The following is a 22,737-nucleotide window of genomic DNA, read 5'->3' on the forward strand; positions in this document are numbered from 1 at the left end:
CATGAAGACCGTCGCCATTTTCGCCATCGCTGCCGCCATGACCACCGCCGCCACGCCCGCCTTCGCCAAATATGAAGGGCGCTTTGGCGAGGGGAAGGTCACCTACCAACAGAAGACGAACAAATATTGCGTGCGCGTCGCCGATCCGAGCAGGATCCTGCCCCACACCATCTGCCGCACCGCCGACGCCTGGGCGCAGGCCGGTCTGACGATCACGCATAAGCCGGCCACGCAGCTTGCCGAACGTTAAGCTACATCGGGATGCCGCTCGCCCTCAATGAAAATCCCGTGATTGGGGCAGGATACGGACATTACGCGGATGGCTGGCGGAACGGGGCCGCGCCCTTGAGGCCCCATCCGCCGGCCCCTCCGAAAGCCGCGACAGTTCCGCCGTCCGATCATGCACCCGGCTCGCCATCAGGTGGACGACGCCCTCCTTGCTCCGCTGCACCTCGCCCTCGACCAGCATCAGCCGCGAGGCCATGACCGGCCTGCGCTGCATCTCGAACAGCCGCGCCCAGAGCAGGATATTGGTGATACCCGTCTCATCCTCGATCGTGATGAAGACGGCATTGCCCTTGCCCGGCCGCTGCCGCACCAGCACCACGCCAGCCGTCTTCACCAGCGCACCGTTTTTCGCGGCCGCTGTCTCCGCGCAGCTCAGCGCCCCTTCAGCGGCAAAGACCGGACGGAGGAACTGCATCGGATGCCCCTTGAGCGATAGCCGCGTCATCGCATAGTCGGTGGCGACATGCTCGGACAAGGCCATGGCGGGCAGCATCGCATCGGCTTCCTCGCCCAGTTCGCGCGCCTGGCCGTCGCGCATCCTTGCCGCGGCGAACAGCGGCAATTCATTCGAAGGCGTCCGCCGCGCATCCCACAAAGCCGTCCGCCGGTCCTGCCCCAGCGACCGGCAGGCATCGGCATCCGCCAGCAAGCGCAAGGCCCGCGCCGGCAAGCCCGCCCGCCGCGCCAGATCCTCCATGGTGGAAAACAGCCCGTCGGCCCGCGCCGCGACCAGTTGCCCGGCCCAATCCTCGCGAAAACCATCGATCTGCCGCAAGCCCAGCCGCAGCGCCAAGGCGCGCCCCTCCCCTTCGCCCCGCCTGCTGTTGCGCGAACGCAGCAGCGGTTCAAGGCTGTTGTCCCATTCGCTCATGTTCACATCGACATCATGCACGGTCACGCCATGGTCCCGCGCATCCCGCACGATCTGCGCGGGCGCGTAGAAGCCCATGGGCTGCGAATTGAGCAGCGCGCAGGCGAACAGGGCGGGCTGATGGCATTTGATCCAGGCCGACACATAGACCAGCCGCGCGAAGGACAGCGCATGGCTTTCGGGGAAACCATAGCTGCCGAAACCCTCAATCTGTTTGAAGCAGCGCTGCGCGAACTCCGCTTCATAGCCTCGGGCCACCATGCCCTTGATCATCTTCTCCCGGAAATGATGGATGGTGCCGACATTGCGGAATGTCGCCATGGCGCGGCGCAAGGCATCCGCCTCCGCCGGCGTGAAACCCGCCGCCGTGATGGCGAGTTTCATCGCCTGTTCCTGAAACAGCGGGACACCATAGGTATCGCCCAGCAATTGCACCAGTTCATCGGCGGGGCCATGCTGCGGCGATGGCCGGGGAAATTCGACCTTCTCTTCTCCGCATCGCCGCCGCAAATAGGGATGGACCATGTCGCCTTCGATCGGTCCCGGCCTCACGATCGCCACCTGAACCGTTAGGTCATAGAGCGTGCGCGGCTTCAGTCGCGGCAGCATGTTGATCTGCGCCCGGCTTTCCACCTGGAATACGCCGATGCTGTCGCCCTTGCACAGCATGTCGTAGACCGCCTTATCTTCGGATTCGATATCGACGGTCAGACCATGATCGCCCAGCCCATGGGTCCGCATCAGGTCATAAGCCTTGCGAATGCAGGTCAGCATGCCCAGCGCCAGCACGTCGACCTTCATCAGGCCAAGGGCATCGATGTCATCCTTGTCCCATTCGATGAAACTGCGATTTTCCATCGCCGCGTGATGGATAGGGACAGTTTCGTCCAGCCTGTCCTGGGTCAGCACAAAGCCGCCCACATGCTGCGAGAGATGGCGTGGAAAGGGTTGCCGCAACAACTGATCGACCAGCGCGCGCAGCCGGACGATCTGCGGATTGGCAAGATCGAAACCCGCCTCCACCAGGCGCCGATCGCCCAGATCGCTCGCATAACTGCCCCAGACCGTGCTACCGATCCGCGTCGCAACGTCTTCGCTCAATCCCAGCACCTTGGCCACTTCCCGCACCGCGCTGCGGGATCGATAATGGATCACCGTCGCCGCGATCCCGGCGCGATGCCGTCCATAACGACGATAGATATATTGCATCACCTCTTCACGCCGCTCATGTTCGAAATCGACGTCGATATCGGGCGGCTCGTTGCGGTCGGCGGAAATGAAGCGGGAAAAGAGCAGATCATTCTTCTCGGGATCGACGGACGTCACCCCCAACAGAAAACAGACCGCCGAATTGGCGGCCGATCCGCGCCCTTGGCATAATATGGGCGGATCCTGCTCCTGCGCGAATTTCACGACATCGTGGACGGTCAGGAAATAATAGGCATAGCCATGTGCCGCAATGAAGGAGAGTTCCTCTTCCACGCGCTTGCGCAGCTTGTCCGGTATCGCCTCTCCCGCATGACGGCGAGCCGCAGCCTCCCACACCAGATGTGCGAGCCAATCCTGCGGCGCCCAGCCTTCGGGTACAGGTTCATGGGGATATTCGTAGCTTAACTGGTCGAGGTTGAAGTCGATCATCGAAAGCAGCCGGACGCCTTGCGCAATCGCATCAGGCCAGTGCGTATAGAGGCGAGCCATCTCATCGGGCGACTTGAGGTGCCGTTCCGCATTGGCCTGCAATGACCAGCCCGCCTTTGCAATGGTCGTGCCGTGGAGAATGCAGCTCAGCACATCCTGCAAGGACCGATCAGCGGGCGAGGCATAAAGCGCATCATTGGTCGCCAGCAAAGGAAGCGCCAGTCGCCGGGCGATCATTGCAAGGGTTTCGACGATCCGACGATCCTTGCCGCCATGATTTTGCGGGATGCCCAGCCACAGCCGTCCATGCGCCTTCACGGCAAGCCGACGCAGGGTTTCCTCGACAGTCTCCGGCGGCAAAGGCGGCACCAGCGAAAGGTGGGAGGCCGCTTCAGACGGCGGCGTATCTTCAAAGGGAAAAGCGACCGGATCGCCATGCGCCTCTTCCTCTCCGCCGGTCGCCACCGGCAGCACGATGAGCAACAGATCGTCCAGATAGTCGAGCAGATCGTCGAAATGCAGAATGCATCCGCCCTTGACGGCACGCAGATTTCCTCGGGTCAGCAAACGGGTCAGCCGTCCCCATCCCCGCCGCGTCGCGGGATAGGCCACGATGTCCGGCGTGCCATCGGCAAAGACCAGCCGCGCCCCGACGACCAGCCGCAGGTCGGTCTGGCAGGCGCGCTTCTCCTCTGCGTTCAATTCCAGTGGCAACCCCGCTTCCTTGCGGGCTTCCAGCAAGGCGGCGCGCATCTGCTCGGGCCAGCGCTTGCGCGCGACATGGGCGCGAACCACGCCCGCAACCGTATTGCGGTCAGCAATGCCCAGCCCGGCAAGATTGAGGGCGATGGCGCGCGTCACCATGTCCGAAGCATGGGACGCACCGCGCAGGAAGGAGAAATTGGTCGCCGCCACCAGTTCGGCAAAGGGCGGCGCTTCTGTCGGCGGATCGACCGGAGGCACGCGCCCCGCCTTTTCCCGGCTGGCTTCCCATGCCTTCAACTCCCGCCGGTCGGTGGACCTGGGCCTGGCGGGATCGGGCCCTTTGCCATGCCGTTTCATGCGAACAGGCCATGGATATACCAGCCCGGATGCAGCGCCTCCGCGCCGTAAAGCCCGTGGCGGAAAATCCAGTAGCGCCGCCCGCGCGCATCCTCGATCCGGTAATAATCCCGGGTCAGCCCCGCGCTTTCCCCTTCCAGCGCGCCGTCCTTCGCCTTCCACCATTCGGGCGCGATGCGTTCCGGCCCCTCATAGCGGGTGACTTCATGACTGGCCCGGCGCCAGCGGAAGCGATGGGGTGGCCCATCGGGCACCTCCGCGATCACTTCAATGGGCTGGGGCGGGTCGAACAGATGGATCGGACGCATCGGCGGATCGCCCTTTTCCTGCCGCTGCGGCCAGCTGACCGGCGCCCGCCTGTCTACGGCAGGCAGGGCAAGCTGCGCCTGTTCCGGGATATGGCTGTCACGGGGTTCCAGCCGCTGGATACGTGCCCGGCCCGCCCGGATCGACAGCCGGTCGACCAGGGCCGCAATGCTCTCCTCCCGGCGCGCCTCGCCTCCTTCGAGCGCCAATTGGGTCGGCGCCATCGGCTCGGCCTGCGGCACGGTAAGGCGCAGCATGTCGAAGCCGAAGCCGGGGTCGAGCGGGTCGGACAGCCCGTCGATCCGTTCCTGCACCAGCCGCATGATGCTGGGCGCGTCGCGAACCGGCAGGCTGGTTTCGACCCGCAGCGGAAAGGCAAGCCCGTCGCTGCGGAAGAACACCGCCTCGAACCGCCGGCCACCCTGTCCGCGTTCGCCGAGGCGCTCGCCCGCCTCCGTCGCCATTTCCTCCAGCACCTTCAGGGCAAAGGCCGTGCTGCCCATGGGTTCAGCGAAGCGCCGCTCGATCCTGATCGCGGGACGCCGCCGCCGGGGCGCGAGCGGCCGCCGCCCCAGACCCAGCAGGCTGTGCAGCGCGTCCACGGCATCCTCCCCGAAACGCGATGCCAGCACCGCCGCCGGCCGCGCCGCCAGATCGCCCACGGTGCGCAGTCCCGCCCGGCGCAGCGCCAGCGCGCTTTCCTCCTCCAGCCGCAGCGCCTCGACCGGCAGGCGCCGCAGAGCCGCATCCTCATCCGCCGTCGCGCCGACGGGAAAGCGGCACAGGGCATGGGCGCCCTCCGCCGTTCCGGCCAGGGCATGGCGCACCCGCATGCCATGGCGCTCCAGCCTGTCCGCAGCCTCGCGCGCCAGCAACTCCTCGCCACCCCAGAGATGCGCACAGCCGGTGATGTCGAGGATCAGACCATAAGGCGAATCCAGCGCGGCCATAGGCGTATAGCGCGCACAACCGTCGCACAGCCGTTCCAGCCAATCCTGATCGGCATGGGGATCGGCATCGAACACCCGCAGATCCGGCTCCCGCGCGCGGGCGTCGGCCAGCGTCATACCGGGCGTCAGGCCCAGCGCCAGGGCATCGGCATCCAGCGTCGCCAACCGCATCGCGCCGCGCACCGGCTCGACGACGACCGTGGGGCCGCCATCCTGCGCCCACAGATCAGGCCGCGCGATCCGCAGCCGATCGATCGGCAGGAAGGGGAACCACAGCGCCAGATAGCGGCGCTGGCCGGCCGCCTCCTCCGCCGTCCTGTCCATGGCCATCGCGTTCATCGCGCCCGTCTCCATATGCTTCGCCAAACATGCCCCGTTCATTGTCCCAGACGATCCGCCACTGCAGGCCGTCGGGTCCGGCCCGTTGCCGCAACAGGGACAGGTCGAAAGCGCTCATCCCCGGCGCATTGCCCGGCAAGGAACTGGAAGGCGCCGCCGCCACCTGCCAGCGCGTATCGGCCGCGCTGGGCCGGGGTTCTCCGCCGATCCGCAACATCAGCGCCGGCACGCCCGATGCCTCCGCCGCCAGCGCCAACCGCCGACTGGCTGTCAGGTCGAGCAACGGCGCCCGTCCCCGCAACTCGATCACCAGCGCACCCAGCGCCGGACAGCGCAGCGCATCCACCGCCGCGCGGAGCAGCATCGCCTCCTCCGCCATCACGCCGATCAGCAGACGGTCGGCCACGATGCCGAGCGCGGCCAGCCCCGGCCCATAGACCATGCCCCCCGCTCGCTCCGCCGCTGCCGTGCGCAACCAGAGCAAGGGTCCGTCCCGCGCCAGCAACTGCGCAAAGCCGAGCGCCAGCCCGGCCGCCGCGCCTTCATCCTCGATCCCGCCGAACAACTCATGGAGCCGCCCACAGGAGAGGCCACCACCCAGCGCCTGATCGAGCGGCACATGCCCGGTGGCCACCCGCGCGGCGGCGAGGGTAGCAGGCACGCCATCCAGCGCCGCGATACGCCGCCGCAGGACAGACAGGGTGTTCACCGACTCGATCATATCAAATGTTCCCGATATGTTCTTTTCGTCGGAAGGGTGTATGGTGTCAATTATTAAGGGATGGCGGATTGGGGTGGTTAGCTGCCGTTCGTAATTGATGCGTGGCGCTTCCAAAGGCCCCAAGCCAACCGCGTGAGATTGCCGAGCGCGGCGAGGCCTACTAGTGGCCAGAGCAGCCAGTTGGGTATCCATTCAAGAGCGCGGAAGTGCAGCCCAGCCCAAAACAGGCCGAAGAACGCCAGACCGCCGAGCCACAAATTGATTGAGTTGCGCGCGTCCTCGCTCACGACATTAGCCCTGTATCACCAAGCGCATGATGCACGATTCGAAGAATGTCCGCAATTGATCGGAACTCTCCCTCCCATCCCAACGGTAAAAGGCCCGCCGCACCAGTCGCGCAGCGGGCCTTTTCAGTGCGTGAAGCAGCAGGCGGGCAGTGCCGCGCTGAGGCCCTCCGGTTGATCTGGCCGGAGAGCCATGTCAGCGCTTATTCGCCATCATCCTCCGCTTCGGGTCCGGCCATCATCCCTTCCGCGACCTCTTCGGTCTTGCCGCGGATCGCCTTTTCCAGCTTCTCCGCCAGTTCGGGATGCTCTTTCAGATAGGTCTTGGCGTTCTCGCGACCCTGACCGATGCGGATCGAGTCATAGGAGAACCAGGCGCCCGACTTCTCGACCAGCCCGGCCTTCACGCCGATGTCGAGCAGTTCGCCGATCTTGGACACGCCCTCGCCATACATGATGTCGAATTCGACCTGCTTGAACGGCGGGGCGACCTTGTTCTTGACCACCTTCACCCGGGTCGCGTTGCCGACGATATCCTCGCGATCCTTGATCTGGCCGGTGCGGCGGATGTCGAGGCGAACCGAGGCGTAGAATTTGAGCGCATTGCCGCCGGTCGTCGTTTCGGGGTTTCCGTACATGACACCGATCTTCATGCGCACCTGGTTGATGAAGATCACCAGGCAGCGCGAGCGCGAGATGGAGCCGGTCAGCTTGCGCAGCGCCTGGCTCATCAGGCGGGCTTGCAGGCCGACATGGCTGTCGCCCATTTCGCCCTCGATTTCCGCACGCGGCACCAGCGCGGCGACCGAGTCGACCACCAGCACGTCGATCGCGTTCGACCGCACCAGCGTATCGACGATCTCCAGCGCCTGTTCGCCGGTATCGGGCTGCGACACGATCAGTTCGTCAATGTCGACGCCCAGCTTTTTGGCATAAACCGGGTCGAGCGCATGTTCCGCGTCGACGAAGGCCGCGATGCCGCCGGTCTTCTGCGCCTCTGCAATGGCGTGCAGCGCCAGCGTGGTCTTGCCCGAGCTTTCCGGGCCGTAAATTTCAACGATGCGTCCGCGCGGCAGGCCGCCAATGCCGAGCGCGATATCCAGCCCCAGCGATCCGGTCGAGATCGCCTCGATCTCGATCTTCTCGCGGCTGCCCAGCTTCATCGCCGAACCTTTGCCAAAGGCACGGTCGATCTGGGAAAGGGCCGCTTCCAATGCTTTCTGTCTGTCCATTGTCCCTGTCTTCTTGGAATCGATGAGTGAGAGCATTGCTGTCATCGGCCTATCCCCTGTCAAGCGGAACACGCCGATTCTTGTGGCGCGTGGCCACCATGTATCCTGTTTGTTCTAATAGAACAAGAGGGGAACAGAAATTTCCTATCCCGCGCCCAGAGCCTTGCTGAGCGCCCGTTCGACCGCGCCGATGGTGAAGGGCTTGGCCAATGTCGGCCGGTTCGCATGGCCGGTCGGCAGATCGTCCGCCATGCCCCCCGTCGCGAAGACGAAAGGAATGCCGCTCTGCGCCAATATATCGGCCACCGGCCAGCTTTTCTCGCCATGCAGGTTGCAGTCGAGCAGCGCGGCATCGAAGCCGCCCTCGCGCGCCCGGGCGCAGGCTTCGTCGACCGATTCGGCAATGGCGTGCAGCCGATAGCCCAGCGTGTCGAGATAATCCTCCAGCATCATGCCGATCATTGCTTCATCCTCGACAACCAGGATGGTCTTGCTGTCAGCCATGCTTGCAGTCCCCAATATTGCCTCACCATCCTGGGCGCGGCATTCGACCAGCATAATCCCCCGGCGACGGAGAAGTTCATTCCGCTGCCGGCCGCATCGCCAGTGCATCCCGCGCCGCTTCCGCCAACTGACTGACGGAAAAGGGTTTTGGTAGAAAGGCCACATTGGCGATGTCGATCGATTTGCGCAACTGTTCCTCGGCATAGCCCGACATGAACAGCACCGGCAGGTGGGGATGGCTGGCCCGCGCCCGCGCCACCATGGAGGGGCCGTCCAGATTGGGCATCACCACGTCGGAAATCAGCAGGTCGATCTTCTCGTCCCCGCTCAGCACCTCCAGCCCCTGTTCGCCGTCATTGGCGGTCAGCACCTTGTATCCCTGCCGCGTCAGCGCACGCTCCGCGACGGCGCGCACCATATCCTCATCCTCCACCAGCAGCACCGTGCCCGTGCCCCAGGTTTCGGCGCGACGGACCGGCGCCTTGGGCTGAGCCGCCTGCTCTGCATCGGCGCCCTGATAGACCGGCAGATAGATGACGAAGCTCGCCCCGCGCCCCAGTTCGGATTCGGCGAAGATGAACCCGCCCGACTGCTTGACGATGCCGTAGACGGTGGAAAGGCCAAGGCCGGTGCCCTTGCCCAGTTCCTTGGTGGTGAAGAAAGGCTCGAAAATCTTGGAGAGAATATCGGGCGGGATGCCCAGACCCGTGTCCGACACCCGCACCGCCGTATAGTCGGCGGGCGGCAATATGTCGCTCCGCATCTCCCGCACCTTGGCGGCCGGGACGGCATAGGTCTGGATATTGAGCGTTCCACCTTCCGGCATGGCGTCGCGCGCATTGACGGCGAGGTTGACGATCACCTGTTCAAGTTGGCCGGGGTCCGCGCGCACCGCGCCGAGGTTGCGGCCATGGGTGACTTCCAGCTTCACGCTCTCGCCCAGCAGGCGTTTCAGCAGATTGGAGACATCGGCGACGATATCGGGCAATTGCAATATTTGCGGCCGCAGCGTCTGCTGGCGGGAAAAAGCGAGCAACTGCCGCGTCAGCCCCGCCGCGCGATTGCTGTTCGACTTGATCTGCTGGATGTCGTCATAGTCGCTGTCGCCCGGCGTATGGCGCATCAGCATCAGGTCGCAATGGCCGATGATCGCGGTCAGGATATTGTTGAAGTCATGCGCCACGCCGCCCGCAAGCTGGCCGATGGCCTGCATCTTGGTTGCCTGCGCCACCTGCCGCTTCAGCTTGCTCTCCTCGCTATTGTCCTTGAGGCTGAGCAGCACCGCCGCTTCACCCAGGCCCCGCACACCGGCGAGGCTGAGCGCGATCGGCTCGTCAGGCTGTTCGCGCATCCGCACGGCAACGTCGCCCGACATTTGCGGCCCCACGGCAAAGCGCCGCACTGCGTCGGCCACCGCCGCCTGATCCTCCCGCACCACCAGATCGCCCGGATAGCTCGGCTTTTCGCCTTCCTTGAGGCCCGCCGCCCGCGAAAAGGCCTTGTTGAGGAACAGCACCCGCCCGTCGCGATCCGCCATGGCAAGGCCGAAGGGCAGCAGCGACAGCAGCGTCTCGATATAGGAAAGCGCCGATGTCCCGCCCGCATTGCCCGCCGGCTCATCGATCAGCAGCAACAGCATCGGCCCGTCCTGCGCGCCCGATTGGGTGCCGGCGGGCTGCGTCACGCGCTTCAGCGGCACCTGCAACAGCCGGAGCGGGATGCCGCCCGACTCCTCCCGCGCCAGAAACAGCCGCGCCTTGTCATCCACCCGCATATGGGCGGCGAAATCGCGTCCCGTGATATTGGCGTCGATCCGCCCGGCGGCGCGCAACAGGAAGGCGCCATTGGCGGCGCGAATGCGTCCCTCGCCACCGATCATCACCGCCATGATCCCGGCTTCGCCCAATTGCCGCCCGGCGTCCCCGGTCAACAGGCGATGCACGTCGTCCAGCGCGCTGGGCTGGCGCACCGGCGCGAAACGCCAGAGCAGATAATCCTCCGACCGGCCCGTACGGCAGATATAGGCGTCCAGCCGCAGCGCGCCCTGCACGATCCCTTCCACCCGGCTGTCGCCATCGCGCCAGGCGGCGCGGGCGGCATTGCCCAGAATGTCGGACAGGCTGGCATCGGCGGTGATCTGCGGCGGCGTCGGAAAACCGGGAAACCATTCCCCGAACAGGTCGCTGGCGCAGACCAGCCGCCCGGCGCGATCGGTGACCGCAATCGCCATATTGGAGGCATCGGCCGCCGCGCGCGCGACGGTCCAGTCGGGCACGGCTTCGCCCACCGCCACCTCCTGCGGATAGAGCCGCCTGTACCAGCCGAGCAACGCCGCGCCCGCCAGCACGGCTGCACCGAAACCCGCGCCCAGCGCCCAACTTCCCGCGGCATAGAGAACCAGCCCGGCGGAAAGCAGCGCCAACAGGATCAGCAAAGGCAGGGCCAGAGGCGACGGCCGATCGGCTGCCCAGGCTTCTCCATCCCTGATTACACGCGCGGACACGGCCGGCTATCCCCCTGCATTCACAATGGACTTGCCCCGTCTCCGTCTCAGGTCGAGGCAATTTCCTCCAATGCGCTGCTTTCCGGTGCCTTGCCAATCCTCAATTTGCGCGCGTGCCATTTCCGGCCCATGCGATGGCGCCAGATCCAGTCGGCCAGAAAATAGCCAACGACGGCGAAAGCGAGGGAAATCAGTGCCAATCCCAGCAGCATGGCCGGCGCCGCCTCCGAAAAGAGCCAGGCACACCATTGACGGATCGTCGCATGTCCATCGACCAGCGCCATGAAGCCGGAGGCATCGGCCGTCCGCCCCAGCAACCAGTTGCCCATATAGACCGACGCCATCAGAAACAACGGTGTCGTCGCCGGATTGGAGAGGAAGGTCATCGCCGCCGCCAGCGGGATATTGGCCCGGAACGGCAGCGCCAGCAATGCCGCACCGGCAATCTGCACGCCGGGGATCAGCAGGAAAATGCCGACCAGCAGCCCCAGCGCCACGCCACGCGGCACCGATCGCCGGGTAAAGCGCCAGAGCGACGGCTCCAGCACCCGATGCGCCACAGGGGCGAGGAAACGATTATGCTCCAGCGACTCCCGGGTCGGCGCATGGGCGTGCCACCAGCGGGACAGTCTATTGTCCATCAGCGATGCGCCTTCATGATGCGCTGCTGATCGCGTTTCCAGTCGCGTTCCTTGATCGTGTCGCGCTTGTCATGGGTCTTCTTGCCCTTGGCCAGCGCCAGTTCGACCTTCGCCTTGCCCCGGCTGTTGAAATAGATCGACAGCGGCACCAACGTCATGCCCTTGCGCTCCACCGCGCCGTGCATCCGGGCGATCTCCCGCTGGTGCAACAACAGCTTGCGGGGGCGCTTGGGTTCATGGTTGAAGCGGTTGCCATGGCTGAACTCAGGGATGTTGCTGTTGACCAGCCACACCTGCTCGCCCTTCACCTCGGCATAGCTTTCCGCGATATTGCCCTCGCCAAAGCGCAGCGATTTGACCTCGGTCCCCTGCAGGGCGATGCCCGCCTCGAACACATCCTCCAGGAAATATTCGAAACGCGCGCGCCGGTTCTCGGCGACGATCTTCTTCTTGTCGAAGGCTTCGGGACGGGGACGGGCCATTATTCTCAGTTAACTCACTTCATAACATGGGAGCACGGGACGCTCAAACCAACCCCGCGATCTCCAGTGCCCGATCGACGGCGGCGCGGCTCGATTCCGACGGCCAGGTGATCGGCAGGCGGACATCGCCGGGCATGTCGGGCCGGACGCGCGTAAGGGCATATTTGACCGGGCCGGGTGAAGAATCGCTGAACAGGGCATCATGCAGGGGATAGAGACGATCCTGGAGCGCCAGCGCGGCCCCCCAGTCGCCCGCCGCAATCGCCTTCTGGAAATCGGCGCACTGGCGCGGCGCGACATTGGCCGTGACCGAAATGCAGCCCTTGCCGCCCATCGCGTTGAAGCCCAGCGCCGTCTCGTCATTGCCCGAAAGCTGGCAGAAGTCCGGGCGGCAGGCGAGGCGCTGTGCGCTGACCCGCCCCAGATTCCCGGTGGCGTCCTTGATGCCGACGATGGTCTGAAACTCCTCCGACAGGCGGTGGATCACCGGCACGCCGATGTCGGTGATGGTGCGGCTGGGCACGTTGTACAGCACGATCGGCAGCGAGCAGCGCTCGGCCAGATAGGCGAAATGCTGATACACGCCCTCCTGATTGGGCTTGTTGTAATAGGGCGCGACCACCAGCGCCGCATCGGCGCCCGCCGCCTGCGCCGCGAACATATGCTCCAGCGCGATTCGCGTGTCGTTGGAACCACAGCCCGCGATCACCGGCACCCGCCCCGCCGCCTGATCGACGCAGATGGCGATGACACGGTTATGTTCCTCGACCGTCATGGTCGCGCTTTCCCCGGTGGTGCCGCAGGGGACCAGAGCGCTGCTGCCTTCCTCAATCTGCCAGTCGACGAAGGCGCGGAAAGCCGCCTCATCCACCGCCCCGTCGCGGAAGGGCGTGATCAGCGCCGGAATCGACCCGGAAAACATGCAACAAACTCCTTCAATTCACCGGGATTCCGGGGCATTATAGCGTCAAACACGCGAACGGCGCGCTATAGCGCGTCATTCACGGCCTGATAAGGATGCATTTGCGATCATGTCTAGTAGGCTGTCGCTCTCCTGTTCTGAAACTGTCATGGTTCGTATGCCCCTGATTGCCCTTTTGCTTTTCACCGCCGGCGCCAGCGCCCAGACGGAAACGCCCTCTCCCGCGCCCGCTGCGACCTTCCCGCCGGGCGCCGTGGTACAGGCGATTCCCCGCTCGACCGAGCCGAGTCCGTGGCAGCAGGCGCAAAGCCGAATCGGCGTGGCGAGCGATCCGTCCATCTCCGGCACGATCAGCCAGTGGCGGGCGCTGCAACAGAGCGATGCGCTCGGCTTTTCCACCTATGCCAGCTTCATCCTGACCAATCCCGGCTGGCCGGGGGAGGACCGGATGCGGCGGCTGGCGGAAACCAGTATCAATCCCAACAGCTACGATCCGGGACAGGTCGTCGCCTTCTTCACCCGCTTCCCGCCACGCACCGCAAGCGGCAACGCCCGCTATGCACTGGCGCTGATGCAGCAGAACCGCATGGGCGAAGCGCGGATCGCCGCCCGCAACGCCTGGATCGGCGGATCGCTCGCGCCCGATGACGAGGCGCGGCTGCTCTCGCTCTTCGGTTCCAGCTGGACCTCGGTCGAGCATGACCTGCGCACCGACGCCCTGCTGTGGAAGGGCGACATCATGGGCGCGCAGCGGATGCTGGCCTATGCCTCGCCCGCCCGCCGCCCGGTTTATGAGGCCCGCATCGCCTTCCGCCAGAAGGCGCCCGACGCGACCATGAAGATGCAACTGGCCGAGGCCGTCGGCGCGACCGATGCCGGCTTCGTCGCGGACAAGGCGACCTGGATGCTGAACACCGGCAACTGGATCGCCGGCCGTCAATATCTCGCCAATCGCCCGGCGCTGACCTTCCGGCCGGGCGACGCGGAAAAATGGTATGAGACGCTGCTGACGCAGGCCCGCGCCGCCGCGAACGACAGCCAGTGGAGCTTCGCTTACGGCATCGCCAGCAAGCTGGACGACGCCTATCTGCCCGGCACCGACGTCAACACCCGCCCCATTGGCGAGCGTGACGATTACACCAGCCTCGCCTGGCTGGCGGGATCGACCGCCTTCTACAATCTGGGCAAGCCGCTGGACGCGATGGAGATGTTCCGCCGCTACGCCACCGCCGCCAAGTCGCCGCAGACCCAGTCCAAGGGCTTCTACTGGGCGGGCCGCGCCGCGCTTCAGGCGGGCGATACCGCCACGGCGAACAGCTATTTCGCCCGCGCCGCCCTCTTCCCGGATCAGTTTTACGGCCAGCTCGCGTTGGAACGCCTCAGCCGCCCGATCCCGGCACCGGCGGCGGTCGAGCGCCCGGTCGAAATCTCCTCCGCGCAGCGTACCGCCTTCGCCAACCGCTCGGTCGTCCGCGCGGTGAAGGCGCTGGGCGAAATGGGCTATTGGGAGGATCAAAGCAAATTCGCCCGTGCCATCGCCAACAATGCCGACAGCGACGCCGACCATTATCTGGCGGTGGAACTGGCGAAGAATATCGGCCGTCCCGACATGGGCGTGATGGTCGGCCGCCGCGCCGTCTCCAGCGGCCTCACCGGCTATGGTGAAAGCGCCTTCCCGCGTGTGCCCGTACCGACCGAAGCGCAATATAACTGGACCATAGTCCATGCCATCGCCCGGCAGGAAAGCCAGTTCGACCGGCAGATCGTCAGCCATGCGGGCGCGCGGGGCCTGATGCAGCTGATGCCCGGCACGGCGCGCGAACAGGCGACGAAGCTGGGGATGAGCTATGACGCCGGATCGCTCAACAATCCAAGCTACAACATCATGCTCGGCTCCGCCTATTTCCAGCGGATGCTGGATTATTATGGCGGCAGCTATCCGCTGGCGGTGGCGGCCTATAATGCCGGGCCGGGCAATGTGAACCGCTGGATCGCCGCCAATGGCGACCCCCGCCTGCCCGGCGCCGACATGCTGCGCTGGATCGAGCAGATCCCGATCTTCGAGACGAAGAATTATGTGCAGCGCGTGCTGGAAAATGCCGTGGTGTACGAAGCGATGAACCCGGAACGCGCGCGCTTCCGGGGAACCACGACGCCGCTGTCCAAATATCTCGGCAAACAGACGCCGGGTTGATATGGGCGGAGCCATGAGCACCGCCCATCCCAATTACATCACCCCCGAAGGCTTCGCGAAGCTGCGCGCCGAATATGACCAGCTTCTGGGCGTCGAGCGCCCCAGAATCGTCGAGGTGGTAAGCTGGGCGGCGGGCAATGGCGACCGCAGCGAAAATGGCGACTATCTCTACGGCCGCAAGCGGATGCGCGAGATTGACGGGCAGTTGAAACGCCTGTCGCGCAAGATGAAGGACGCCAAAGTCGTCGACCCCCGCCAGCAGCCCGACAAGAGCAAGGTCTATTTCGGGGCCACCGTCACCATCGCGGACGAGGATGACAATCACCGCACCGTGACGCTGGTCGGCAATGACGAAACGGAAGCGAGCGCCGGCCGCATCGGCTGGAGCACACCGATCGCCCGCGCCTTGCGCGGCGCGACGGTCGGTGACCTGCGCCGCGTGATGCTGCCCGCGGGCGAAAAGGAATATGAGGTGATGGCGATCCGCTATCCCGAATGAGCGGAAATCGCTCTAATCATGCGGACGCAACGCCACGTTGAGCCGCTCCATCACTTCCCCGATCGGCTCGACCACGGTCACGCTGCGCCCTTCGCCGAAGCGGATGCGGGTGCCATCGGTGATCGACGAAACGAAGGTGACCTGCGCGGCATTGACGGCGGTTTCGGTCCGGTCGGCGCCCACGAACATGACGAGCATGCATCCTCTCCTTCTTTTTGGAAGGAGAACTTAGCATCGCGCGCAAAAGTGGGAACCGCTTTTGTGCAACAAGCGATGCAGCAAGAAAGAATCCCGTTTTCCGCCGGAAACCTGTCCTTTTCCCGTCAGGCCGCCCGAATGACACCGATGAAGGCGCTGGCGCGATCATCCAGCCGGTGCGCTTCCTGCGACAACTGGCTGGCCGCGTTGCGCATCGCCTTCGCACCGTCGACAGCCACGCCCGCATTGGCGCTGATCCGGCTGGCGCTGGTACGGATATGCTCGCTCGCCTCGCCTGCCTCGCCCAGACTCCCCGCAATCGCCTGGCTGAAGGCGCCGTGCCGCGCCACTGCCTCGAACACCGATGCTGACAGCCGGTCCGCCGTCGCCATGGCGGCGTCCATATGCGCATGGCCCTGCGCGACATGGCCGGCAGTGACGCGAATATGGTCGATTCGTCGAGCGATTTCCGCCGCCGCGTCGCGGGTCTGCCCGGCGAGCGATTTGACCTCCCGCGCGACCACCGCAAAGCCCTGCCCCGCCTCGCCGGCGCGCGCCGCCTCGATCCCGGCGTTGAGCGCCAGCGTCGTTGTCGCCCGGGCGATGGCATCGATCAGCGCGGTCACTTCGCCGATCCCGTCCGCCTGCGAGGTCAGCGTCCGCGTCTGGGCCGAACCCAATTGCGTCTGCTCCACCGCCGCGCGGATGGCGGCCCCCGCCTCACGCACTTCGGCTTCCATCGACTGGAACAGCAGTCCCAATTCCCGCCCTGAAACAGCAATGCCTGACAGATTGTCCGCCGTCTGCGCCGCAGCCACCGCCATGCCTGCCGAAGCCTGACCATTATGCGCGGCCCGCTCGGCCGCATCCTGGGCCAGTTGGGACAGCATGTCGGCCATGCCGACCAGATCGGCGATCAGCGTCTGGATATCGGCGCGGAAAGTCGCACTTTCCCGCGTCACCGTCTCCAGCCGCTCGACCCGCGCCAGCGCCACCCGCGCATCGCGCTCCGCCGCGAGCTTCAACAACAACTGCCCGCCGGCCACGCCCGCATAGCAACCGGCATCCGTCACGATCAGCCCTTCGCAGCCCTGCCCCTGCGCCGCGTAAAGGTCGATCAGCGCCTCGATACTGGCGCTGCGCTCGACATTGGCGCAGGGCCGGACATGATCGTCCAGCCGCCCGCCGAAACTGGGATTGCGCAGCAGCGCATGGCCGAAGGGGTTGAACAGGATGCGCCGCATGTCGCGTTCATAGATCGCGCCGACCGGCCGATCCGCGGCATCCACCACCGGCAACAGGCGCAGCGCGGGATCATGCTGGAAATAATCGACCGCCTCGCTAAGCGGCCGCCCCAGCCGGATCGCGGGACTGGACGCAACAAGCGCCAGCGCTGCCTCCCCCGAGGGGCTGGGTTCGGTCGAAGACTGGTCGAACGTCTGGGGCGCGTACATGAGCGCCGATGTGGACCATAATGGTAAACGAGCCGTTAGATTTTTATGACACTTATGTTACAAGCACCTGTTTTCCGGTAATTTTTTAAAGCGGCTTATAACCATAGGCCTTCGCCGCCAGCTTCACCACTTCGGGGTCCGCTTCCGGAAAATCCATCGGCACCAGCTTTTCCAGTCGCTTGGCCACAGTGGTCAGCGCCGCGATCCGGCCCGCCTTGCGATTATTATTGTCGACCACCTGCCAGGGGGCCTGTTTCGTGTCGGTCTTGCGGAACATGTCGTGCATGGCGTCAAGATAGTCGGCACGCCGCGCCCGGTTGCGATAATCGTCCGCGCCGGTCTTCCATCGCTTCCACGGCGTGTCCAGCCGCTGGGCGAGCTGTTCGTCCTGCACCTCCTGCGTGATATGGACGAACAGCTTGACGATATTGGTCCCGGCATCGACCTGCTGCTTTTCGAAGGCGTTGATCTCATCATAGGCGCGCTTCCAGTCGGCCTTCGCGCAATAGCCCTCGACCCGTTCCACCAGCACCCGGCCATACCAGCTCCGGTCGAAGATGGAGATGTTCTGCCCGGCGGGCAGCCGGGTCCAGAAACGCCAGAGGAAATGATGGTCGCGCTCTGTCTCATTGGGCGCGGAGATGGGGTGGACCTGATAATAGCGGGGGTCCCAGTCGGCGGTCATCCGCTTGATGATGCCGCCCTTGCCGGCGGCGTCCCAGCCTTCCAGCATGATGACGCTGCGCCGGTCGTGGATGATGTGCGCGACCTGTATCTTGGCGAGCCGCTGCTGGAGTTCCGCCAGCTTGGTTTCGTAATCGCCCTTGAGCTTCGCGCCCTTTTCATAGTCGCCAAGGTCGATGGCCATCCGTCTCTCCGACAAAAGCAAAGCCCCGCCCCTGTTTAAGAACAAGGACGGGGCTTTAACAAGTCTGGAAAGGAAGAGCGATCAGGCCTTGGCCTGCGGCTCCACCACGCGGATGTTGAGTTCGCGAAGCTGCTTGAACTCCGCCGCGCTGGGCGCACCCATCAGCAGGTCCTCGGCCCGCTGGTTCATCGGGAACAGCGTGATCTCGCGCAAATTCTGCGCGCCGCAGAGCAGCATGACGATGCGGTCCACGCCCGCCGCCATGCCGCCATGCGGCGGCGCGCCGTACTGGAAGGCGCGGTAGAGGCCGCCGAAGCGCTCCTCCACATCCTGCTGGCTGAGGCCGACCTTCTCGAACGCCTTGACCATCAATTCGGGCGACTGGTTGCGGATCGAGCCCGAAGCGATCTCATAGCCGTTGCAGACCATGTCATATTGATAGGCGTTGATCGTCAGCGGGTCCTGATTGTTCAGCGCATCCAACCCGCCCTGCGGCATGGAGAAGGGGTTGTGCGCGAAGTCGATCGACTTGCTATCCTCATCATATTCGTAGAAGGGGAAGTCGACGATCCAGCACAGTTCGAAGCGATCCTTGTCGATCAGGTCGAGCTGTTCACCCACGCGGATGCGCGCCAGACCCGCCAGCTTGGCCGCTTGGCTTTCCTTGCCCGCCGCGAAGAACACGCCGTCATTGGGGCCAAGGCCCAGCGCCTCGATCAGCTTGGCGGTGCGTTCCTCACCATGGTTCTTGGCGATCGGGCCGCCGGGCACGCCTTCCTTGATGTTGATATAGCCAAGGCCCGAATAGCCTTCGGCCCGCGCCCAATTGTTCATGTCGTCGAAGAACTTCCGGCTGCCCGCGCCTGCGCCCGGAGCCGGAATCGCGCGAATCACGCTGCCGCTCTCCACCAGCGAAGCGAAAATGCCGAAGCCCGAGCCATGGAAATGTTCGGTGACATCGGTGATCAGGATCGGGTTGCGCAGATCGGGCTTGTCGCTGCCATATTTCAGCATCGCCTCGGCATGCGGAATGCGCGGGAAGCTGCCCGCGGGCGTCACCGGCTTGCCGTCGGCGAACTGCTCGAACACCTGCGCGATCACCGGCTCCATCGTGTTCCAGACATCTTCCTGCGTGACGAAGCTCATTTCCAGATCAAGCTGGTAGAATTCGCCCGGCAGACGATCAGCGCGCGGGTCTTCGTCGCGGAAGCAGGGCGCGATCTGGAAATAACGGTCGAAGCCCGCCACCATCAGCAGCTGCTTATATTGCTGCGGCGCCTGCGGCAGGGCGTAGAATTTCCCGGCATGAATGCGGCTCGGCACCAGGAAGTCGCGCGCGCCTTCGGGGCTGCTCGCGGTCAGGATCGGCGTCGAATATTCCGTGAAGCCCACCCCTTCCATGCGGCGGCGCATGTCGGAGATGATCTTGGTGCGCTTGACGATGTTCGCGTGCAGCGTTTCGCGGCGCAGATCGAGGAAGCGGTAGCGCAGGCGGATATCCTCGGGATATTCCTGCTCGCCCGCGACCGGCAGCGGCAGGTCGGCGGCGGCGGACAGCACGACCGCGTCCAGCGCGCGAATCTCGATCTCTCCGGTCGGCAGGTTCGGGTTCACGGCTTCCCTGGCGCGGGCGACGACCTTGCCGGTCACGGTCACGACGCTCTCCGCGCGGAGCGATTCGATCACCTTGAACACCGGGCCGTCGACCTCGGTCACGATCTGGACCATGCCATAATGATCGCGCAGATCGATGAAGACCAGATCGCCATGATCGCGCTTGCGATGCACCCAGCCCGAAACGCGCACCTCATTACCGACCTCCGCCGAGGTCAGGGCGCCGCAGGTATGAGTGCGATAGGCATGCATGGCGTTTCGATCTTTCAGATTCGTTTTACGGAAATGACAAATTGTTGCAGCGCCGCTATGGGCAGTCTTGTCAAACATTGACGAGCCCGTGCGCGACGGGCCAGCCCATAATAAGATCGAAGACCATATGCAAATCCATCCGCTGATTACCGACAGCAAGACTCTCGCTTCATTCTGCGCCCGGATCGCCAAATCGCCCTATATTGCGGTCGATACCGAGTTCATGCGTGAAAACAGCTATTGGCCCGACCTCTGTCTGGTGCAGGTGGCGGACTCGAACGAAGCGGCTGCCATCGATCCCAAGGCGCCCGGCCTCGACCTCACCCCCCTGCTCGACCTGCTGGTCGACAATGAGGATGTGCTGAAGGTCTTTCATGCGGGCGGGCAGGACCTGGAGATCATCTACAACCTGACCGGCAAGACCCCGCACCCGCTGTTCGACACGCAGATCGCGGCCATGGCGCTGGGGCTGGGCGAGCAGATCGGCTATGGCAACCTCGTCGACGCATGGCTGGGCGTGCAGCTCGACAAGGGCGCCCGCTTCACCGACTGGGCACGCCGTCCGCTCGACAAGCGGCAGATCGATTATGCCATTGGCGACGTCACCTATCTGATCCAGATCTTCCCCAAGATGCTGGACGAACTGCGCCGCACCGGTCGGGGCGACTGGCTCGACCAGGAAATGGAGCGCATCAGCGATCCCGAAAATTATGTGAACGAGCCGGAGGAAGCCTGGCAGCGGGTCCGCATCGCCAGCCGCAAGCCCGACGTGCTGGGTCGGCTGAAAGCGCTGGCCGCATGGCGCGAGATCGAGGCGCAGGACAAGAACCTGCCCCGTGGCCGCATCGTCAAGGATGAGACGCTGGCCGACATCGCCAGCCACCCGCCCCGCGCGCAGGAAGATCTGGGCAAGGTCCGCGGCCTCAGCGCCACATGGAAGACCAACGACATCGGCGCCCGTCTGATGCTGGCGCTCGCCAATCACAAGCCGCTGGGCAAGGACGAAATGCCCGAGCGCGACCCCAAACGTCCCGGTCTGGGCAAGGACGGCGCGCTGGTGGCCGATCTGCTCAAGCTGTTGCTGAAAATCCGCTCGCGCGACATCAACGTCGCCGCCCGGCTGATCGCCCGGAGCGACGATATCGACGCGCTGGCGGCGGGCGTGCGTGAGGACCTGTCGATCCTCGAAGGCTGGCGCTATGAACAATTCGGGCGCGACGCCGTCGATCTGGTCGAAGGCCGCCTTGCCTTCGCGGTCAGGAATGGCCGCCTGAAAATGACCCGGACGGAATAAGCCATGCGGACGGCAGCACTCGCCCTTCTTCCCCTGTTGATGGCCTGCGCCGGGACGAACGGCGCAGGGCCGGCTACCCCGCCCGCCACCGCCGAAGGTCCTTGCAGGAACGAGGGGCTGGACCGCTTCATCGGTCAGACCGCCAGCGCCGGTCTGGGCGCGGAACTGCTCAAGGCGTCGGGCGCCCGCACCCTGCGCTGGGGCGCGCCGGGCATGGCGATGACGATGGATTTCCGCCCGGACCGCCTGACCGTCAGCTATGACGCCAGGATGATGATCACCTCCGCCCACTGCGGCTGAATCGACCGCCGCCGAAACAAATTCAGGCGCGATGGAATAAATCGCCTGCCCCAGTCGTAATGGAGTCGGCACCGGTCGCGATCCCCCCGATTGCGGCTGGGCGGCCCGCCGGGTGGTCCCCAAAGGGCGGCGTAGCGGTGGCGCATTGAGGTCAGGCCCCTCTCAGCACCATCGCTACGCCATCGCCTTTCACTTATGCTATATCCCCGAAAATCTTGGACAAGCGGGAGCCGTTCCATGGATGACAAGGATTCGCCCTCTGCGCTGATCGATGCGCGGATCAGGGAATTGGACGACTGGCGCGGCGAAACCCTGAGCCTGATCCGCCAGCTCATCCACGAAGCCGATCCCGAAGTGGTCGAGGAATGGAAATGGCGCGGCGTCCCGGTCTGGTCGCATGGCGGCATATTATGCACCGGGGAAAGCTATAAGGCGGCGGTCAAGCTGACCTTTGCCAAGGGCGCGTCACTGGACGATCCGTCCGGCCTGTTCAACGCCAGTCTGGACGGCAACACCCGCCGCGCCATCGACATTCATGAGGGCGAGACGATCGACGCCGACGCCTTCCAGACGCTCATCCGGGCCGCCATCGCGCTCAACATGAGCAAATCCCGAAAGAAGGGCTGACGTCAGCACTCCAGCCCGATCAGCGTCCCGCTGCCGATCCGGCCGACATGGCGCTTGCCGTCGATCTCCAGCCAGTCGGGCGTCACCTCCAGCCGACGCCCCCTGATGGTGGTGCGCAGATGTTCCACCGCAATGCGGTTGCGCGCCACGATCCGCAGCACCGCCAACCCGTCGCCGCGCGCCGCCATCATGCTGTAGCGATCGCCGCGCAACAGGAAGTGCCAGCTACCATCCTGGGGAATCCATTCATTGCCGTCGATCACCTGCACCGGCACGCCATCGGGACTGCCCATGCGCAGGCTGATGCGGGTCGCGCCATTGGTGCGGCGCGGCGGAGAGAAGATCAGGATCGGTTCGCCCTCCAGCGTCAGGGGAATCGGCGTGTCCCGCAGCAACCGGGAACCGCCCATGATCAACGAAGGCAATTCCGCCGAAAAAGGCAGGCGATCCCGCGAAAAATGGCGCTGCCGCACGACCGGATTGGTGTGGAAGCTCTGCACCTGCATCGGCGTCAGCCGCCCCTCTTCCACCAGCCCATGGCATGTCGGGCAGAGCAGGGTCGCTCCCCCGCCCTCGGGCAGGCGCAGATAGCGGTAGATCGTCACCCCGCATCGAACGCAGGCGAATCCGCAGGCCTGCCGGATTTCCTCCTGCTGCTGCGCGGTCAGTTCCAGCAGCGACGGCATCACACGCA

The 22,737-nt window shown here is 64.8% G+C and carries 21 protein-coding genes; 6 read left to right on the top strand and 15 right to left on the bottom strand.

The window, feature by feature from the left end:
• Position 1 precedes the first annotated feature (1 nt).
• On the top strand, positions 2 to 250 hold the full coding sequence (locus HUK73_RS11355; protein ID WP_176592001.1) for a hypothetical protein: 249 nt from the start codon (positions 2 to 4) through the stop codon (positions 248 to 250).
• Positions 251 to 274: 24 nt separating this feature from the next.
• Here the strand turns inward: HUK73_RS11355 and HUK73_RS11360 are convergent, their stop codons facing one another.
• The 10 genes from HUK73_RS11360 to dapA all read right to left on the bottom strand — a co-directional run bounded on the left by HUK73_RS11360 (position 275) and on the right by dapA (position 12,743).
• Positions 275 to 3,859 (bottom strand): error-prone DNA polymerase, encoded by a 3,585-nt coding sequence (locus HUK73_RS11360; RefSeq protein WP_176592002.1) that lies wholly within the window; start codon positions 3,857 to 3,859, stop codon positions 275 to 277.
• A complete protein-coding gene (locus HUK73_RS11365) occupies positions 3,856 to 5,445 on the bottom strand; it encodes a DNA polymerase Y family protein (protein WP_176592933.1) in 1,590 nt (529 codons plus the stop codon). Before HUK73_RS11365 ends, HUK73_RS11360 begins: the two co-directional genes overlap by 4 nt.
• Positions 5,342 to 6,175 (bottom strand): ImuA family protein, encoded by an 834-nt coding sequence (locus HUK73_RS11370; RefSeq protein WP_176592003.1) that lies wholly within the window; start codon positions 6,173 to 6,175, stop codon positions 5,342 to 5,344. Before HUK73_RS11370 ends, HUK73_RS11365 begins: the two co-directional genes overlap by 104 nt.
• A 77-nt stretch (positions 6,176 to 6,252) precedes the next feature.
• Entirely contained in the window at positions 6,253 to 6,462 is a 210-nt protein-coding gene (locus HUK73_RS11375) for a hypothetical protein (protein ID WP_176592004.1), read from the bottom strand.
• A 200-nt stretch (positions 6,463 to 6,662) separates the two neighbouring features.
• Positions 6,663 to 7,736 carry a recombinase RecA gene (recA, locus tag HUK73_RS11380; protein ID WP_176592005.1) on the bottom strand — a complete coding sequence of 358 codons (1,074 nt, stop codon included), beginning with the start codon at positions 7,734 to 7,736 and terminating at the stop codon, positions 6,663 to 6,665.
• 99 nt (positions 7,737 to 7,835) lie between these two features.
• Positions 7,836 to 8,195 carry a response regulator gene (locus HUK73_RS11385; RefSeq protein WP_176592006.1) on the bottom strand — a complete coding sequence of 120 codons (360 nt, stop codon included), beginning with the start codon at positions 8,193 to 8,195 and terminating at the stop codon, positions 7,836 to 7,838.
• A gap of 76 nt (positions 8,196 to 8,271) precedes the next feature.
• The gene (locus tag HUK73_RS11390; protein ID WP_176592007.1) at positions 8,272 to 10,698 is read right to left on the bottom strand and encodes a PAS domain-containing sensor histidine kinase; all 2,427 of its coding nucleotides are present in this window, start codon (positions 10,696 to 10,698) and stop codon (positions 8,272 to 8,274) included.
• A 47-nt stretch (positions 10,699 to 10,745) separates the two neighbouring features.
• On the bottom strand, positions 10,746 to 11,339 hold the full coding sequence (locus HUK73_RS11395) for a DUF2062 domain-containing protein (protein ID WP_176592008.1): 594 nt from the start codon (positions 11,337 to 11,339) through the stop codon (positions 10,746 to 10,748).
• Positions 11,339 to 11,821 (bottom strand): SsrA-binding protein SmpB, encoded by a 483-nt coding sequence (gene smpB / locus HUK73_RS11400; RefSeq protein ID WP_007683053.1) that lies wholly within the window; start codon positions 11,819 to 11,821, stop codon positions 11,339 to 11,341. The genes HUK73_RS11395 and smpB overlap by 1 nt, the downstream gene beginning before the upstream one ends.
• 43 nt (positions 11,822 to 11,864) lie before the next feature.
• The gene (dapA, locus tag HUK73_RS11405) at positions 11,865 to 12,743 is read right to left on the bottom strand and encodes a 4-hydroxy-tetrahydrodipicolinate synthase (RefSeq protein ID WP_176592009.1); all 879 of its coding nucleotides are present in this window, start codon (positions 12,741 to 12,743) and stop codon (positions 11,865 to 11,867) included.
• 157 nt (positions 12,744 to 12,900) lie between these two features.
• Here dapA and HUK73_RS11410 point away from each other — a divergent pair, with 157 nt between their 5' ends.
• Together HUK73_RS11410 and greB are read left to right on the top strand one after the other, a co-directional pair.
• Positions 12,901 to 14,937, top strand: a complete 2,037-nt coding sequence (locus HUK73_RS11410; protein WP_176592934.1) for a lytic transglycosylase domain-containing protein — start codon at positions 12,901 to 12,903, stop codon at positions 14,935 to 14,937.
• Positions 14,938 to 14,950: 13 nt separating this feature from the next.
• Positions 14,951 to 15,436, top strand: coding sequence for a transcription elongation factor GreB (greB, locus tag HUK73_RS11415; RefSeq protein WP_176592010.1), 486 nt, complete (start codon positions 14,951 to 14,953; stop codon positions 15,434 to 15,436).
• A 12-nt stretch (positions 15,437 to 15,448) separates the two neighbouring features.
• Here the strand turns inward: greB and HUK73_RS11420 are convergent, their stop codons facing one another.
• The 4 genes from HUK73_RS11420 to aspS all read right to left on the bottom strand — a co-directional run bounded on the left by HUK73_RS11420 (position 15,449) and on the right by aspS (position 19,822).
• Positions 15,449 to 15,634: a hypothetical protein gene (locus HUK73_RS11420; RefSeq protein ID WP_176592011.1), complete on the bottom strand. Its 186-nt coding sequence runs from the start codon at positions 15,632 to 15,634 to the stop codon at positions 15,449 to 15,451.
• Positions 15,635 to 15,759: 125 nt separating this feature from the next.
• Positions 15,760 to 17,088, bottom strand: coding sequence for a methyl-accepting chemotaxis protein (locus tag HUK73_RS11425; RefSeq protein WP_176592012.1), 1,329 nt, complete (start codon positions 17,086 to 17,088; stop codon positions 15,760 to 15,762).
• An 85-nt stretch (positions 17,089 to 17,173) separates the two neighbouring features.
• Positions 17,174 to 17,956, bottom strand: coding sequence for a polyphosphate kinase 2 family protein (locus HUK73_RS11430; RefSeq protein WP_176592013.1), 783 nt, complete (start codon positions 17,954 to 17,956; stop codon positions 17,174 to 17,176).
• 81 nt (positions 17,957 to 18,037) lie between these two features.
• Positions 18,038 to 19,822, bottom strand: a complete 1,785-nt coding sequence (gene aspS / locus HUK73_RS11435; protein WP_176592014.1) for an aspartate--tRNA ligase — start codon at positions 19,820 to 19,822, stop codon at positions 18,038 to 18,040.
• 127 nt (positions 19,823 to 19,949) lie between these two features.
• Here aspS and rnd point away from each other — a divergent pair, with 127 nt between their 5' ends.
• From rnd to HUK73_RS11450, 3 genes are all read left to right on the top strand, one after another.
• The gene (gene rnd / locus HUK73_RS11440; protein ID WP_176592015.1) at positions 19,950 to 21,116 is read left to right on the top strand and encodes a ribonuclease D; all 1,167 of its coding nucleotides are present in this window, start codon (positions 19,950 to 19,952) and stop codon (positions 21,114 to 21,116) included.
• Positions 21,117 to 21,119: 3 nt separating this feature from the next.
• Positions 21,120 to 21,416, top strand: a complete 297-nt coding sequence (locus HUK73_RS11445; RefSeq protein WP_176592016.1) for an I78 family peptidase inhibitor — start codon at positions 21,120 to 21,122, stop codon at positions 21,414 to 21,416.
• 237 nt (positions 21,417 to 21,653) lie between these two features.
• Complete coding sequence (locus HUK73_RS11450; RefSeq protein ID WP_176592017.1) at positions 21,654 to 22,043, top strand: DUF1801 domain-containing protein; 390 nt, start codon at positions 21,654 to 21,656, stop codon at positions 22,041 to 22,043.
• Positions 22,044 to 22,045: 2 nt separating this feature from the next.
• Here HUK73_RS11450 and HUK73_RS11455 read toward each other — a convergent pair whose 3' ends face one another.
• Positions 22,046 to 22,729: a hypothetical protein gene (locus tag HUK73_RS11455; RefSeq protein ID WP_176592935.1), complete on the bottom strand. Its 684-nt coding sequence runs from the start codon at positions 22,727 to 22,729 to the stop codon at positions 22,046 to 22,048.
• Between the last annotated feature and the right edge of the window lie 8 nt (positions 22,730 to 22,737).

The organism is Sphingobium sp. EM0848 (assembly GCF_013375555.1).
Taxonomy (GTDB): Bacteria; Pseudomonadota; Alphaproteobacteria; order Sphingomonadales; family Sphingomonadaceae; genus Sphingobium.